Origin of the sequence: Aeromonas ichthyocola (genome assembly GCF_046087985.1) — a bacterium.
Lineage (GTDB): Bacteria > Pseudomonadota > Gammaproteobacteria > Enterobacterales > Aeromonadaceae > Aeromonas > Aeromonas rivipollensis.
This window is the reverse complement of the sequence record NZ_JBJSWH010000002.1, coordinates 620792-635451: the sequence shown is the minus strand read 5'-3', so window position 1 is coordinate 635451 and position 14660 is coordinate 620792. Positions and strand designations below refer to the sequence as shown.

General features: G+C 58.5%; 13 protein-coding genes and 1 pseudogene. 12 read left to right on the top strand and 2 right to left on the bottom strand.

The window, feature by feature from the left end; all coding sequences use genetic code 11:
* Window position 1: 1 nt before the first annotated feature.
* Genes ACF2JD_RS07600 through arsC form a run of 4 tightly spaced genes read left to right on the top strand, consistent with a single transcriptional unit; the run spans window position 2 to window position 3771 of the window.
* A complete protein-coding gene (locus ACF2JD_RS07600) occupies window positions 2–1018 on the top strand; it encodes an ArsJ-associated glyceraldehyde-3-phosphate dehydrogenase (protein WP_440987110.1) in 1017 nt (338 codons plus the stop codon).
* 7 nt (window positions 1019–1025) lie between these two features.
* Window positions 1026–2267 (top strand): organoarsenical effux MFS transporter ArsJ, encoded by a 1242-nt coding sequence (arsJ, locus tag ACF2JD_RS07595; protein WP_429170909.1) that lies wholly within the window; start codon window positions 1026–1028, stop codon window positions 2265–2267.
* Window positions 2267–3343 carry an ACR3 family arsenite efflux transporter gene (arsB, locus tag ACF2JD_RS07590; protein WP_429091421.1) on the top strand — a complete coding sequence of 359 codons (1077 nt, stop codon included), beginning with the start codon at window positions 2267–2269 and terminating at the stop codon, window positions 3341–3343. Before arsJ ends, arsB begins: the two co-directional genes overlap by 1 nt.
* Window positions 3340–3771 carry a glutaredoxin-dependent arsenate reductase gene (gene arsC / locus ACF2JD_RS07585; protein WP_440987109.1) on the top strand — a complete coding sequence of 144 codons (432 nt, stop codon included), beginning with the start codon at window positions 3340–3342 and terminating at the stop codon, window positions 3769–3771. The genes arsB and arsC overlap by 4 nt, the downstream gene beginning before the upstream one ends.
* A gap of 182 nt (window positions 3772–3953) precedes the next feature.
* On the opposite strand, the gene ACF2JD_RS07580 is transcribed toward arsC, so the two are convergent.
* Window positions 3954–5444 (bottom strand): SulP family inorganic anion transporter, encoded by a 1491-nt coding sequence (locus tag ACF2JD_RS07580; protein WP_440987108.1) that lies wholly within the window; start codon window positions 5442–5444, stop codon window positions 3954–3956.
* A gap of 587 nt (window positions 5445–6031) precedes the next feature.
* On the opposite strand from ACF2JD_RS07580, the gene ACF2JD_RS07575 reads away from it, so the two are divergent.
* The 8 genes and pseudogenes from ACF2JD_RS07575 to ACF2JD_RS07540 all read left to right on the top strand — a co-directional run bounded on the left by ACF2JD_RS07575 (window position 6032) and on the right by ACF2JD_RS07540 (window position 13932).
* On the top strand, window positions 6032–6799 hold the full coding sequence (locus tag ACF2JD_RS07575) for an autoinducer binding domain-containing protein (RefSeq protein WP_440987107.1): 768 nt from the start codon (window positions 6032–6034) through the stop codon (window positions 6797–6799).
* Between the two features lie 231 nt (window positions 6800–7030).
* Window positions 7031–7549 carry a type VI secretion system effector Hcp1 gene (gene hcp1 / locus ACF2JD_RS07570; protein WP_033130216.1) on the top strand — a complete coding sequence of 173 codons (519 nt, stop codon included), beginning with the start codon at window positions 7031–7033 and terminating at the stop codon, window positions 7547–7549.
* Window positions 7550–7607: 58 nt separating this feature from the next.
* Window positions 7608–7826, top strand: coding sequence for a hypothetical protein (locus ACF2JD_RS07565; RefSeq protein ID WP_139746077.1), 219 nt, complete (start codon window positions 7608–7610; stop codon window positions 7824–7826).
* 242 nt (window positions 7827–8068) lie between these two features.
* Window positions 8069–10107, top strand: a pseudogene (locus ACF2JD_RS07560) (type VI secretion system Vgr family protein).
* Between the two features lies 1 nt (window position 10108).
* Window positions 10109–10846: a DUF4123 domain-containing protein gene (locus ACF2JD_RS07555; protein ID WP_394294662.1), complete on the top strand. Its 738-nt coding sequence runs from the start codon at window positions 10109–10111 to the stop codon at window positions 10844–10846.
* A gap of 256 nt (window positions 10847–11102) precedes the next feature.
* The gene (locus ACF2JD_RS07550; RefSeq protein ID WP_440987106.1) at window positions 11103–11630 is read left to right on the top strand and encodes a hypothetical protein; all 528 of its coding nucleotides are present in this window, start codon (window positions 11103–11105) and stop codon (window positions 11628–11630) included.
* Between the two features lie 71 nt (window positions 11631–11701).
* Window positions 11702–12217, top strand: coding sequence for a hypothetical protein (locus tag ACF2JD_RS07545; protein WP_408818491.1), 516 nt, complete (start codon window positions 11702–11704; stop codon window positions 12215–12217).
* Window positions 12218–12219: 2 nt separating this feature from the next.
* Window positions 12220–13932, top strand: coding sequence for a hypothetical protein (locus ACF2JD_RS07540; protein ID WP_440987105.1), 1713 nt, complete (start codon window positions 12220–12222; stop codon window positions 13930–13932).
* 128 nt (window positions 13933–14060) lie between these two features.
* Here the strand turns inward: ACF2JD_RS07540 and ACF2JD_RS07535 are convergent, their stop codons facing one another.
* Window positions 14061–14636 carry a DJ-1 family glyoxalase III gene (locus ACF2JD_RS07535; RefSeq protein ID WP_440987104.1) on the bottom strand — a complete coding sequence of 192 codons (576 nt, stop codon included), beginning with the start codon at window positions 14634–14636 and terminating at the stop codon, window positions 14061–14063.
* Between the last annotated feature and the right edge of the window lie 24 nt (window positions 14637–14660).

Below are 14660 nucleotides of genomic sequence, written 5' to 3'. Positions count from 1 at the left end.
CATGACTATCAAAGTGGGTATCAACGGGTTTGGCCGCATGGGCCGTCTCTCATTTCGCGCCGCCTTCGACTGGGCGGATGTGGAGTTTGTGCGCATCAATGACCCGGCTGGCGATGCCGCCTCGCTGGCACACCTCATCACCTTCGATTCCGTCCATGGCCGCTGGCATCATGAAGCCAGCAGCGATGGAGACCAGATGGTGATAGGCAACCATCGCATCCTCTGCACTCGCAACAAAGAGATCGGTCAGACTGACTGGTCTGGTTGTGATGTGGTGATCGAGGCTTCCGGCAAGATGAAAACCAAGGCGCTGCTCAATGCTTATCTGGCGCAAGGGGTGAAGCGTGTTGTGGTGACAGCTCCGGTCAAGGAAGAAGGTGTCCTGAACGTCGTCATGGGGGTCAACCACCACCTCTACGACAAGGCGCAGCATCCCATAGTGACGGCTGCCTCCTGTACCACCAACTGCCTGGCGCCCGTGGTGAAGGTGATCCACGAACAACTGGGCATCAAGCACGGCTCCATGACCACCATTCATGACACCACCAACACCCAGACTATCCTGGATGCACCCCATAGCGATCTTCGCCGTGCCCGCGCCTGCGGCCTGAGCCTGATCCCCACCACCACGGGTTCTGCCACCGCCATCACCCACATCTTCCCCGAGCTCAAGGGCAAGCTGAACGGTCATGCGGTGCGGGTGCCGCTCGCCAACGCCTCCCTCACCGACTGCGTGTTCGAGGTGAACCGTCCCACAACAGAAGCCGAGGTCAATGGCTTGCTCAAGGCCGCCGCCATGAGTGAGCTCAAGGGGATCATGGGCTATGAAGAGCGCCCGCTGGTGTCAGTGGATTACAAGACGGATCCGCGCTCCTGCACCATAGATGCACTCTCCACCATGGTGGTCAACGACACCCAGGTGAAGATCTACGCCTGGTATGACAACGAGTGGGGCTATGCCAACCGCACCGCCGAGCTGATGCGCATGGTCGGTCAGATGGACAAGGCGCAAGGATAACCCGACCATGGCACTGACCCGACTCTCCCCCGAAGCTCGCCAATATCTGCTGGTGACCGGCAACTACTGGGCCTTCACCCTGACCGATGGCGCTCTGCGCATGTTGGTGGTGCTCTACTTCCATGGGCTCGGTTACAGCCCGCTGGCCATCGCCTCCCTGTTTCTCTTCTACGAGATCTTCGGGGTGGTGACCAATCTGGTGGGGGGATGGCTCGGTGCTCGCCTCGGGCTCAACCGCACCATGAACATAGGGCTGGCCCTCCAGGTGCTGGCATTGGGCATGTTGCTGGTGCCATCAGTCTGGCTGACGGTGCCCTGGGTGATGGGGGCGCAGGCGCTTTCGGGGATAGCCAAAGACCTCAACAAGATGAGTGCCAAAAGCTCCATCAAGTTGCTGGTGCCGGGAGAGGCGCAGGGTCAGCTCTACAAGTGGGTGGCACTCTTGACGGGTTCGAAGAATGCTCTGAAAGGGATGGGCTTTTTCCTCGGTGGCGCCCTGCTGACCCTGCTCGGGTTTCAGGGGGCCGTGCTGGTCATGGCCCTGGCGTTGGCGCTGGTGTGGTGCGTCAGCCTGCTGACCCTGAAACGGGATCTCGGCAAAGCCAAGAACAAGCCCAAGTTCAGCGAAATTTTCTCCAAGAGCCGCGCCATCAATTACCTGTCGGCGGCCCGTCTCTTCCTGTTCGGGGCCCGGGATGTCTGGTTTGTGGTGGCGCTGCCTGTCTACCTCGCCTCCAGCTTTGGCTGGGATCACTGGTATGTGGGGGGCTTCCTGGCGCTCTGGATTATTGCTTATGGCGTGGTTCAGACCCAGGCGCCCCGCTTTACCGGCAAGCGGGAGGGGCGGGTACCCGATGGCAAGGCGGCAATGCGCTGGGCATTGGTGCTGGCACTGACCCCAGCCCTGATTGCCTTGGCGCTCCACTATGAGGTGCATCCGGCCATCAGCCTGGTGGGCGGTTTGATGGTGTTCGGCGCCCTGTTTGCCATCAACTCCTCCCTGCACAGCTACCTCATCGTCAGCTATGCCGGTGCAGATGGGGTATCGCTGGATGTGGGTTTCTACTACATGGCCAATGCCCTGGGGCGCCTGCTAGGCACCCTTCTCTCCGGGCTGGTGTTCCAGCTCTATGGTCTCGAGGCCTGCCTCTGGATCTCCACCCTCTTTATCCTGTTGGCGGCGTTGATTTCAATCGGTTTGCCCCGCCATCAGCCGCCCGTTTCATCCAATCCTCATGGAGTCTCGTGATGAGTACAACAGCCTGCGGCGATCTGCCCGTCAGCAAAAAAATGAGTTTTCTCGACCGCAATCTCACCCTCTGGATCTTCGTCGCCATGGCGATTGGGGTGGGGATTGGTTATCTGTTCCCCCAGGTGGCCCAGTGGAACGAGGCGATGTCGGTCGGAACCACCAACGTGCCGCTGGCCATAGGCCTCATCCTGATGATGTACCCGCCGCTCGCCAAGGTGAATTACGGCACCATGGGCGCCATGACCCGGGATCGCCGCGCCATCACCCTCTCCCTGGTGATGAACTGGCTGGTGGGCCCTATATTGATGTTCGTCATCGCCCTGGTGTTTTTGCATGATCAGCCGGGCTACATGGTGGGCCTCATCCTGATAGGCCTGGCGCGCTGCATCGCCATGGTGCTGGTGTGGAACGATCTCGGCGGCGGTAGCAAGGAGTACGGTGCTGGCCTGGTGGCCCTCAACAGCGGTTTCCAGATCCTCACCTACAGCTTCATGGCCTGGCTGTTCATTACAGTGCTGCCGCCCCTGTTCGGGCTGCAGGGTTTCGCGGTGGACATCACCATGCTGGATATCGCCGAGAGTGTGCTCATCTATCTCGGCATCCCCTTCCTGGCAGGCTTTCTGAGCCGCCATTACCTGGTCAAGGCCAAGGGGGAGAAGTGGTATAGCGAGCGCTTCATCCCGGCTATTTCACCCATCACGCTTATCGCCCTGCTGGCCACCATAGTGCTGATGTTCAGCCTCAAGGGGGAGATGATAGTCGAGCTGCCCATGGATGTGGTTCGCGTTGCCATCCCGCTGGTGATCTACTTTGTGCTGATGTTCTTCACCAGCTTCCTGGTGGGCAAGAAGCTGGGTATTCCCTATGACAAGAACGCCTCCATCGCCTTTACCGCCACCGGCAACAACTTCGAGCTGGCCATCGCGGTCTCCATCGCCGTGTTCGGACTGAGCTCGGATCAGGCCTTCGCCGGCGTCATAGGCCCACTGGTTGAAGTGCCCGTGCTGATCGGTCTGGTCAACGTGGCCCTGCGCATGAAGCGCCACTATGGCAAAGCGGAGGCGCAAGCATGAGTGACACCGCTATCACCATCTACCACAACCCGGCCTGTGGCACCTCGCGCAATACGCTGGCACTTATCCGCAACTCAGGTGTTGAGCCGACCGTCATCCACTATCTGGAGACGCCGCCGAGTCGCGAGACCCTGGTCGCACTGATTGCTGCCATGGGGATACCGGCGCGCGGGCTGCTGCGCCAGAATGTGCCCCCCTACGAGGCGCTGGGGCTGGCTGGGGAGGGATTCAGCGACGAGGAACTGATCGACGCCATGTTGTCCCATCCCATACTGATCAACCGCCCCATAGTGGTGACCCCGCTTGGCACCAGGCTGTGCCGTCCATCAGAAGTGGTATTGGAGATACTGCCGAGCCCCCAGCAAGGGGCTTTCACCAAGGAAGACGGGGAGCGGGTGGTGGATGAGCAAGGCCGGCGTATCGAGTGAGGGGGCATGAGCCCGTATAAGGAAAGAGGGGGGGGCCATGGCCACCCCCTCGCTCTTTATCTCAGCAGGAGCACGGCAGCGCCGTGCCGGTCGAGGCCCTGGCGGCGTCGCACACCGCCGCCTGAGCCGGTGAGCCATCGATACAGGCAACAATGCTTGTCATGATGGACTCCTTGTTGTGATCAGTGGCCAGCCAGCAGCTTTTCCACTTCTTCCGGTTTGTCGTGTACCCCGAAGCGGTCGACTATGGTGGCACTGGCCTCGTTCAGGCCAATGATCTCCACCTCGGTACCCTCGCGGCGGAACTTGAGGACCACCTTGTCCAGCGCCGTGACGGCGGTGATGTCCCAGAAGTGGGCATGGGTGAGGTCGATCACCACCTTCTCCACCACCTCCTTGAAGTCGAAGCCGGCGAAGAACTGCTCGGCGCTGGCGAAGAACACCTGGCCCCGCACCAGATAGGTGCGTACTTCTCCTTTTCGCTCGCTGTCGCTCTTGACCAGCATGAAGCGGGCGACCTTGCTGGCGAAGAACAGGGAGGCGAGCAGTACCCCGACAAATACTCCGAGCGCCAGGTTATGGGTAGCCACCACCACGGCGACTGTGGCCAGCATCACGATGCTGGTGGAGAGGGGATGGGTTTTCAGGTTGCGCACCGACTCCCAGGAAAATGTCCCGATAGAGACCATGATCATCACGGCCACCAGGGCTGCCATGGGGATCTGGCGGATCCACTCATCCATGAACACCACCATCAGGATCAGCAAGGTGCCCGCCACGAAGGTGGAGAGGCGGCCGCGGCCACCGGATTTGATGTTGATGATGGACTGGCCAATCATGGCGCACCCCGCCATGCCCCCCATCAGGCCGGCACCGATATTGGCGATCCCCTGGCCCTTGCACTCGCGATTGCGATCGCTTGGGGTATCGGTCAGGTCATCGACGATGGCCGCCGTCATCATGGATTCGAGCAGACCCACCACGGCCAGACCCGCAGAGTAGGGGAAGATGATGGCCAGGGTCTCGAGATTCAGCGGCACTTCGGGCCAGAGGAAGATGGGCAGGGTATCGGGCAGCTCGCCCATGTCGCCCACGGTGCGAATATCTATCCCCATGGTGATGGCGACCGCCGTCAGGATGACGATGCATAGCAGCGGGGAGGGCACCAGCTTGCCCACCACGGGGATGAGCGGGAACAGATAGATGATGGCAAGGCCGGCCGCCGTCATGGCGTAGACCTGCCAGGTGACGTTGGTGAGCTCCGGCAGCTGGGCCATAAAGATGAGGATGGCCAGGGCGTTGACGAAGCCGGTGACCACGGAGCGGGAGACAAACCGCATCAGGCTGCCGAGCTTGAGGTAACCCGCCGCTATCTGCAGTATCCCGGTGAGCAGGGTGGCCGCCAGCAGATATTGCAGGCCATGTTCTTTCACCAGGGTCACCATCAAGAGCGCCATGGCGCCGGTGGCGGCGGAGATCATGCCGGGACGGCCACCGACGAAGGCGATGACCACGGCGATACAGAAGGAGGCATAGAGGCCGACCTTGGGGTCGACGCCTGCGATGATGGAGAAGGCGATGGCTTCCGGGATCAACGCCAGGGCGACCACGATACCGGCCAGCAGGTCGCCGCGTATGTTGGAGAACCACTCTTGTCTTGCACGTTCCAGCATGGGGGGATTTTCTCGCTTGTTGAGGATCCATGGCCGCAGGCCACCACAGACCCGGGGTCAGGTGGCGTTCGGGCAGGATCACATTGTTGTATTGGTATATGACAGATGAACAAAAAGGCTCCGGTTGTGACAACCAGAGTCAGGCGGCAGGCGCCGCGAAGGGGAGGTTAGGGCGGCGTGACGGTCACGCCAGAGCGCAAAATAGGCATAGGGGCGGCATGTTAGCAGTCAAGGCGGCGGCAGGAAAGCCCGAGGTTTTTGCGAAAAGGTTGCCTGGGAGGCTCAGGCACTGCGGTGATCACGATCTCTGTTTTAAGCGAAAAAAACTTGTTTTTAGTGCAATCATTATATTAATCATATGTAATTAATATAGTTTCACATATTAGATGCTACCTGTTTACCATTGGCAGCATTTTTCTCTATTGGTTATCCCTGTTCTGTTGGGGCCTGCCATCTCGCCGCCTCTTCCGGGTCGCCCACACTTCAGGCCTAGGTTGCGTGTCATTTCCACTTGTTGGCATGTGATTCAGCCCCTATTGGGATTCATGCCAAACAATATGGTCACCGTTTATAAGCAACTCGATCACATGAATACAACCTACGCATTAGACCTTATCGCCCGGTTCGAGCAGGCCAGCGATGAACGCACCATAGTGGCGTTGCTGCGCCAGTTGACGGTACAGGCAGGCTTTGACTATTTCCGGCTGGCTCTGTTGCTTCCCAGCACCATACAGCGCCCGGATGTCATCATCTTCAATGGCTGCCCCCAAGACTGGGTGGATGCGTATACCCAGGCAAATTTCTTTGCCATAGATCCCGTCGTGCAGCGTGGCATGGTGCAGAGTACGCCCATTCTGTGGGCTGAGCTCATGGCGCAGGGGGCATGTGATGAGCAGAGCCTGGCAGTCATGACGCTGGCGCAGGAGGCAGGGCTGCGTGACGGCATCACCTTCCCCTGGCATGGCGCCAACGGGCATGTGGGTCTGCTCTCCCTGATCACCCGTGAACCGCGCAGCGAGCAGGAGTGGCTGGCGGCCGTGTCTTCATTGACCTGGTTGTCCATGCATATCTTCGAGGCCGTGGTACGGATCTGTCTGGTGGGGTCGTCACCTCACGATGCCCTGAGCCTGCGTGAACTGGAAGTATGCCGCTGGGCTGCGGAGGGCAAGCAGGTGAGCGATATCGCCCAGATCCTGGGGATCACCCCTCGTACGGTGACATTTCATCTGAACAATGTGGTGATCAAGCTGGGGGCGAGCAGCAAGTGCCAGGCCATCTCCTGGGCGCTCAAGCAGGGGGTCGTCCGCTTGAATGTGGAGCTGGCGTCCGTTGCCAATGTGGATGAGCAGCAGTGATCTCTTCCGCATGGCGCAATACATTGCTCAAAAAACGGAACATTAAACTGGTCAGGCAATCATTGGTGGACGAAAACGTTGAATAACACAAGTTGTTGCGCTGGATATGCTGCGGCATTATCGTGGTGAGATGGTAACCTATTGAAATTGCTCAATTTAAAAGAATGGCATGGTCACTGCTAATGGTTTCGGTCGAGTGTCATTACCGTTCAACCCATCAGGAGCAAACTCATGCCAACTCCATGTTATATCAGCATCGAAGGTAAAACCCAGGGCAACATCACCGCCGGTGCCTTCACCTCCGACTCCGTCGGCAACATCTTCGTGCAGGGTCACGAAGACGAGATGCTGGTACAAGAGTTCCAGCACATCGTCACAGTCCCGACCGATCCGCAATCCGGTCAGCCTGCGGGCCAGCGTGTCCACAAGCCGTTCAAGTTCACCGTGGCCCTGAACAAGGCCGTACCGCTGATGTACAACTCCCTGGCCTCCGGCGAGATGCTGCCGAAAGTGACCCTGAAGTGGTACCGCACCTCGGTGGAGGGCAAGCAGGAGCACTTCTTCTCTACCGTGCTGACCGATGCCACCATAGTCGACATCGATTGCCAGATGCCCCACTGCCAGGATCCGGCGAAGTCTGACTTCACCCAGCTGATCCAGGTCTCCCTGGCCTATCGCAAGATCGACTGGGAACACACAGTAGCCGGTACCTCGGGTGCCGACGACTGGCGTGCCCCCATCGAGGCTTGATGCCATGAGGGAGCACTCGACCGGGTGCTCCCTTTTATGAATCAGACAAGGAGGCAGCATGCCAAGAGAGTCGTTCTATCCCGATACCAATGAACCGCACATCCACCTGCACAGAGGGGGGGCCACCTTCACCGACATTGGCCACAGCCATAGAACCCTGGTGCGGGGCTCTTTGGTGTATCGCGGCACTCTGCAAGAGGTGCTCGCCGAGCTGCAAAGACGCGGTGATGCCCGCAGCCTCCAGATGGCGCAATACATCCAGGCCAATCTGGCGTGACCTCGAAGGCCGGGATGCCGGCCTGCTTGTGACTCCCACTCAATAACGCCCTGTCTGTTTTTCTTCTGCTCGTTTGCAGCTGTGAGCGAGCACAAGAAAGATCTCGACTGAAGTTCCAACCGCGCGCCTTTGTGCGTGCGGTAGCCATGGCGGCGAAAAAGTGGCAGCCAGGGCGGATCTCTCACTCCCCTTGACGTCACCCGGCAGGATTGCAGGGCCGGGTTCACAGCAGAGGCGCACCGATGGCAGACAGCACAGGATTACAATTTACCGTCAAGGTGGGGGGGCCCTGCCCGAGAGCACCTTTGTGGTGGCAGAGTTTGCCCTGGAAGAGGGGCTGAACCAGCCATTTCGCCTGCGCCTTGAGCTGGCAAGCCCCGAGCCCAATGTGGATTTCGGCGCCGTGCTGGACCAGCCGTGCGAGCTCGTGGTGTGGTACAACGGAGAGCTGCAGCGCCGGGTGTGCGGTGTGGTGAGCGACATGGCGCAGGGGGACAGCGGCTTTCGCCGTACCCGCTACACCCTTGAAGTTAAACCGGCGCTATGGCGGTTGTCGCTTCGCCAGAACTCCCGCATCTTCCAGGCGCAGAAGCCAGACGAAATCCTCAGCATCCTGCTGCAAGAGCACGGCATCACAGATTACGCCTTTGCGCTCAAGAACGAGCACGCCAAGCGGGAATACTGCGTCCAGTACCGGGAGTCCGACCTCGACTTCGTCAATCGCCTCGCCGCCGAAGAGGGGGTGTTCTACTTCCACGAGTTCGAGCAGGGCAAGCACCGCATCGTCTTTGCCGACGATGCGGCGGCCCTGACCGCCGGCCCCGAGCTCTTCTTCAACTTGGGCAACCGCTCCCTGGAGCAAGGGCCCTATGTGCGGCAGTTCCACTACCGCGAAGCGGTGCGCCCCTCGGATGTGGAGCTCAAGGACTACAGCTTCAAGACCCCGGCTTACGGCCTCTCCCACAAGAAGATGGGGGCAGAGCTTGCGCACCAGCGCGATACCTACCAGCACTTCGACTACCCGGGCCGCTACAAGCTGGACCCGAGCGGCAAGGCCTTTGCCCAACACCGGCTGGATGCCCTGCGTAACGACGCCGTCGCCGGCAGTGGCAAGTCCAACTGCGCGGCCCTGCTGCCGGGCCAGACCTTCGCCCTCACCGAACACCCGAACGGGGCGCTCAACACCGATTGGCAAGTGGCGCGCATCAGCCACACCGGCTTGCAGCCACAGGCGCTGGAAGAGGAGGGAGGCAGCGGCCCCACCGTCTATCACAACGAATTTGGCGTAGTGAAGGCGAGCACCACCTGGCGAGCGCTGATGCCGGCCAGGCCCATGGTGGATGGTCCGCAAATCGCCATAGTGGTGGGGCCGGAGGGGGAGGAGATTTACTGCGATGAGCACGGCCGGGTGAAGCTGCAGTTCCCCTGGGACAGATACGGCAGCTCCAACGATATGAGCTCCTGCTGGGTACGGGTGAGCCAGGGCTGGGCGGGCGGTCAGTACGGCATCATGGCCATCCCGCGCATCGGCCACGAGGTCATTGTGAGTTTCCTGGAAGGGGACCCGGACCAGCCCATCATCACGGGCCGCACCTTCCACGCCACCAATCGGCCGCCCTATGAACTGCCAGCCAACAAGACCCGCACAGTGCTGCGCACCGAGACCCACCAGGGTGAAGGGTTCAACGAGCTGCGCTTCGAAGACCAGGCGGGTCAGGAAGAGATCTATATCCACGGTCAGAAAGACCTGAACCTGCTCATCGAAAACGACGCCGCCTGGCATATCAAGCACGACGAGCACAAGGACATCGACAATGAGCGGGTGACCCGCATCAAGGCCAATGACCACCTGACGGTGGAGGGGGAGAAGCGTGACCAGATCAAGGCGGACTACTCCCTGACCTTGGATGCCAGCATGCATCAGAAGCTGGGCCAGTCCCTGCTGGTGGACGCGGGCAGTGAAGTGCACCACAAGGCGGGCATGAAGATAGTGATGGAAGCGGGGGCAGAGCTGACCCTCAAGGTGGGGGGGAGTTTTGTCAAAATCGACCCGAGCGGTGTCACCCTCTCGGGCGGTTCCATCAAGATGAACTCAGGTGGCAGCCCGGGGTCGGGTTCTGGCTGGGGTGGCCAGATGCCGATCCAACCCGGCGCGGTTGAAGTGGTGGCGCCGCCCAAGCCGCCGCTGTTTAAGGCCATGCCGCCTCTTGAAAAGCCGGTCTGCATCCCTTGCATGCTGAGAGCCATGGCTCAGGGCGATGCTGTGGTGAAGGGAGAGTAGGATGCTACCTGAATCAATCTGGCGTGAAGGAAAGACAGTTGCTCTTATCGAAGCGGCTCACCTCAGTGCCGAGCAGCGAGAGAGGCTGAGCGAAGGGCGTTTTCTGCCGCTCTATCTACAAGATGATCTGTTTGAGTTGATCAACCTTGGCCCCTGGCTCTGGTTGTGCTCGCAGCAGGATGACGCCTTTCTTGCGGAACTCGCCGTGCAAGGGCATGTGGTCGGGCTCATTGACAGCGACCAGTCGCTGGATGCCCTGCAAGAGCAGTTGGCACTGGGAGCAAGAGTGATAGAGCCGAGTGGCAAGTTCAGCCTGTTGCTGCGCTTCTATACCCCGGATACCTTGCCCTTGCTGCTTGAGCAGCAGGATGCCCCCTGGTTTGGCGGCCTCTTTGGCGGCATTGAGCGTTGGTGGTTGCGGGAGTGTGACGACAACTGGCGTGAGCTGGTGCTGTCCGTCCCTCCTGCAGAACCAGTACTGGTACAGTTGACTCCGGCACTCTATCAGGCGCTGGAGGGCTCACCGCAAGCTCATCGCCTGCTCGCCTTGTGGCAAGAGGGGGATAATGTCGCTCAATTTCCCCCCTGTGAGCGGATGTCCATGGTCCGCAAGGCGCTGGGCAAAGCCGAGCAGGCTGGGGCAACTGAAGCTCAGTTAATACTCTGGGGATTGGCCTATCTGGAGGGTGGGAATCATGCACTTATTGAAGAGCAACGTTTATCTAAAGGAAGTATTTAGTTGATGATTTATTACTATGTATTCCCATTTATGAATGTCATCCTGGCACTATTTTTTTTGCTCTGTGTTAGACGTCATCGCGGGTTGATTATTCTCATTTTATGTCAAGTTTTGATGATTTTTTTGACTGTCAGTGCGGGGGCAGAGGGGTCTACACTATTGTCCCATTTCATAAGTGTAATATGGCGTGTTTATGAGGCTGTGATCTTGGTAGTGGTGGCATTCGGTCTTCTATTATTGAACATAAGGACACGAGATGCTCGATAGAGTTTTATTAGACCTGGATCCATACTTTTTGTCATGGATATCTTGGTCGTATGTAATGATACTTGTGGTCAGTTTGTGGGGAATAGCAAAGGGGCGTTCGGCTTGTTATTTAGTTGCCCTGGCGGCTGTGTTTATGTTCATCGAAAGCACATCGGTCGTCATCACTGCTAACGTACTAATCCAGCGAGAGTTTGCAAGTGAGGCTGAGACCTTGGGGGTTTGCGCTGAATTTAAAGATGTAGACGCTAAAAAAGTAGAGAATAGTCTTGGTGATCTCTTCTCTGAAGAAATAAAACCATTTAATTTTGAATACCAAGATTGCGTTGAACAGTGGGTGAATGAAAATGATCCTAGAATGCAATGGCTTCACTTATTATCTTTTATATTTAGAGTTGTCAGTGAGTTGCTTCGTGCGTCTGCATTCCTGTCTGTTCTAGCAATGTTGAAAGACAGCCGTATTATCAATACAAGAGGCGTAATTCGTTGGTATAAAGAAAAAGCTTCACATAATGGATGATGCTTTTATGTTATCCCTGATATCGTAATGAGTATTTTGAATTTAGTACGTATAGACACAAAGAGACCAGCATGACAGTAGAAAGAAGCCTGACACGATTTATCTCCACCATGGCCACTGCTGCGTGGGACTTGATGCCCCGCTGGGGACGCTGGCTGAGTGCCATTGTGCTGGTGCTCTGGCTGGGATGGACGTTTCTGCTGCAGGAGCGACATGGTGGGGCAGCTATCGTGGTCATGTCGGTGATGGATCGCCCCATCAGTTACGTCTACGTCAATGGTAAGATGGGCAGCAACACATTTGCGTTTGATGGGTTCGGTGCTGGCGGTGGCGGTAGTGCGGGCCCCTATAAGATCGACGGCGATACGGTGAAGATCGACTGGGAACTCGATATGACCGAAGAGCAAGAAAAAGCAGGCTACCAATTTGAAAAGCACTCGCGCACCCTGCCCATGCCCAAGCGGGAGAAGGGACAGGATGATTTCTGTGTGTTGATGCTGCCTGACAATACCCCGATGATTCGTTGGGCCCATAGCTGCCCGGTTGAGATGGATAGCATTGTTGATACCTATCGGACGAGGAAATAGTGATGGTGGATAGGGATGACCTGGAGTGCCGTGTTGATCGAGAAGAGAGCCTCCATCAGGCGGGGATCGGCACCTGCTCGCTGGCGTTGCAGATTGGTTTCTTCTTCGATGGCACCAACCGGAATATCTACACAGATGAAGAGATCCAGCGGCTGACCAACGTGGGACGTCTGTTTCGAGCCCATCCGGATGAAATCAAGGCTCCACTCACCTCGTCCTATTCATACGCCAAGGTTTACATTCCCGGCTTGGGTACAGAGCTCAACGATACAACCGCTGAGCAACTGGACAGCATACTGGATGCAAGGCAGCAGGCGTTAACTGGCGATTATATTGACGAATTGGCTGGTCAGGCCAAAGAAACGGCTGTCGATGCTATCAAGAGCAAGGGGGATTGGAGCAAGGTTTTGACCAATAAGCTGGGCGATATGCTGACCCTGAAGAGCAGTTACGAGGCATCCGTCTCGGCGGCCAAAAATGCGGCCAAGCGAGCACTGGTCGAGGCCATTGCCCCCATAAGGGATCACCCGTGGGTCGCCGCCTTGCTGATGACCGGGGTGGACGCCAGAGTCGACTTTGCCAAGAACCGCTTCAAAAAGAACGTGTCTGCTTCCAAAGAACTGAACCAGCTTCCAATCAAGTTGATCCAGGTGTCGGTCTTCGGGGCCGATCTGGGAGCAGCTCTGGCCCGCCGTTTTATCGAGGAGTTGCTGGAGTCTGTCTGTTCCAAGGTGGGCAACGAGTACCGCTACGAGGAGAGCAAGGTCGAGGTGATCTTCGCGGGCCTCTTCGACAGCTCACGGCGTAGCCTGCTCGATATGGGGGATACCGTCGCCGAGGTGTCTGACTGGGCAAGTCTGTTGACCAAGAATCCGGCTGGTGTGCCGTTGGGCGTGGTGGCGGGAGCCAAGGTGATCGACTTTAACAAGCCTCTTCACCAAGCAGTCAAACGAGCCCTGCATCTAGTTGCCGCCCACGAACGTCGTGACTATCGCCCACTGCTCCCCCTTGGACCACTCAAGCCAGGTTGGCGGGAGGAGCTCTGCCCTGGCATCAGCGAGGATGTCACTGGGGGGCTGTTGCCCAATGAGCAGCGGCCCAGTGCCGAGCTTTGCCGGGTGCCGCTTAGAAAGATGTTTGATACCGCTCGTCGGGCTCAGGTGCCGTTCCCTAACTTTCGTACTTTGGAAAAAACATCCCGCAAGGTTGCCAGTTACTTCGTCATGCTGGACAACTTGGCCGGACGCTCAGTGCAGGATTTCAGCGACTATTACCAGCATTGGGCCGGTCGAATCGACCCGACTCCGGCAGGTTTCGAGCGGCATATGACTTGTTACTGCACATGGTTGGGAGAAAAGCTGTTCGACTACCGGGCACGTCTGGAAGTGGCGCGTGGTAGTGAACGCGATGAACTCAAGGAGCGTTGGGGCTGGCTTGAGCAGGTTGGCAGGGACGCAGACGCCATAGTGGCGCATCAACCGGCTTGGAGCAAGACGGTACAGGCCGCGAAATACGTAAAGCACTTTAACGAGTCCCAACGGGTGCCACGTGAAGTGGATGCTTTCTTCAATTATTTCATGCATGACTTCAGCTCGAAGGAGCTCAAGCACGCCACGCTCGACGCTCAGGCCAACACCATGCTCCGCAGCAACAACTTCTTCGTTCCACGTGGCATTGAGACGGTTCCAGCAGATGAGGGGTCTGCCGCCGCATAACGCAATATCAAAAAGGTTGGCAGCGTTGCTTATCTGCGGGATGACAAGGGCTGGCAGCCGTCCATAACAGAGTCCCCCTTGCCAGTGGCAAGGGGGCTCTGTCGTTCCAAGGGGAATGCCTGGTGCGGTTATGGCAAGACCGAGGGGGGCAGCACCATGGGCTTGGCTACCGCGCGGGCGGCCTCGTCACCTCGCAGCACCCGCACTATCTCGAGGGCAAACTCGATGGCGGTGCCGGGACCCTGGCTGGTGATGAGACGATGGGCATCATCCCGCACCACCCGGGCTGTGCTCAGTTGCGCGGTGGGCAGGCGGGCCTGAAAGCCCGGATGACAGGTGGCGCTGGCATCCCCCAGCAAGCCGTGATGGTGCAGTACCACGGCGGGGGCGGCGCAGATGGCCGCGCGCCAGCGGCCGAGGGCCGCCTGTTCTCTCAGCAGGTCGATGGCGAGGGGGGTGTCGCGGATAGCTTCGCTGCCGGGCAGGCCGCCCGGCACGACCATGGCATCGAAGTCACGGCTGGTCAGCTCGTCGAGATGGCAGTCCGCCACCAGCTGTACCCCGCGGGAGGCGCGGATCTGGCGCGCTCCCGCCGGGCAGCAGGAGGCCAGCACCACCTCTATGCCGCCGCGTACCAGGGTGTCGACGATGGCGACCGTCTCGATCTCTTCCGACCCCGGGGCTACCAATACCAGTACTGTCATCCTGCACTCCTTAGTCGCCCGCAG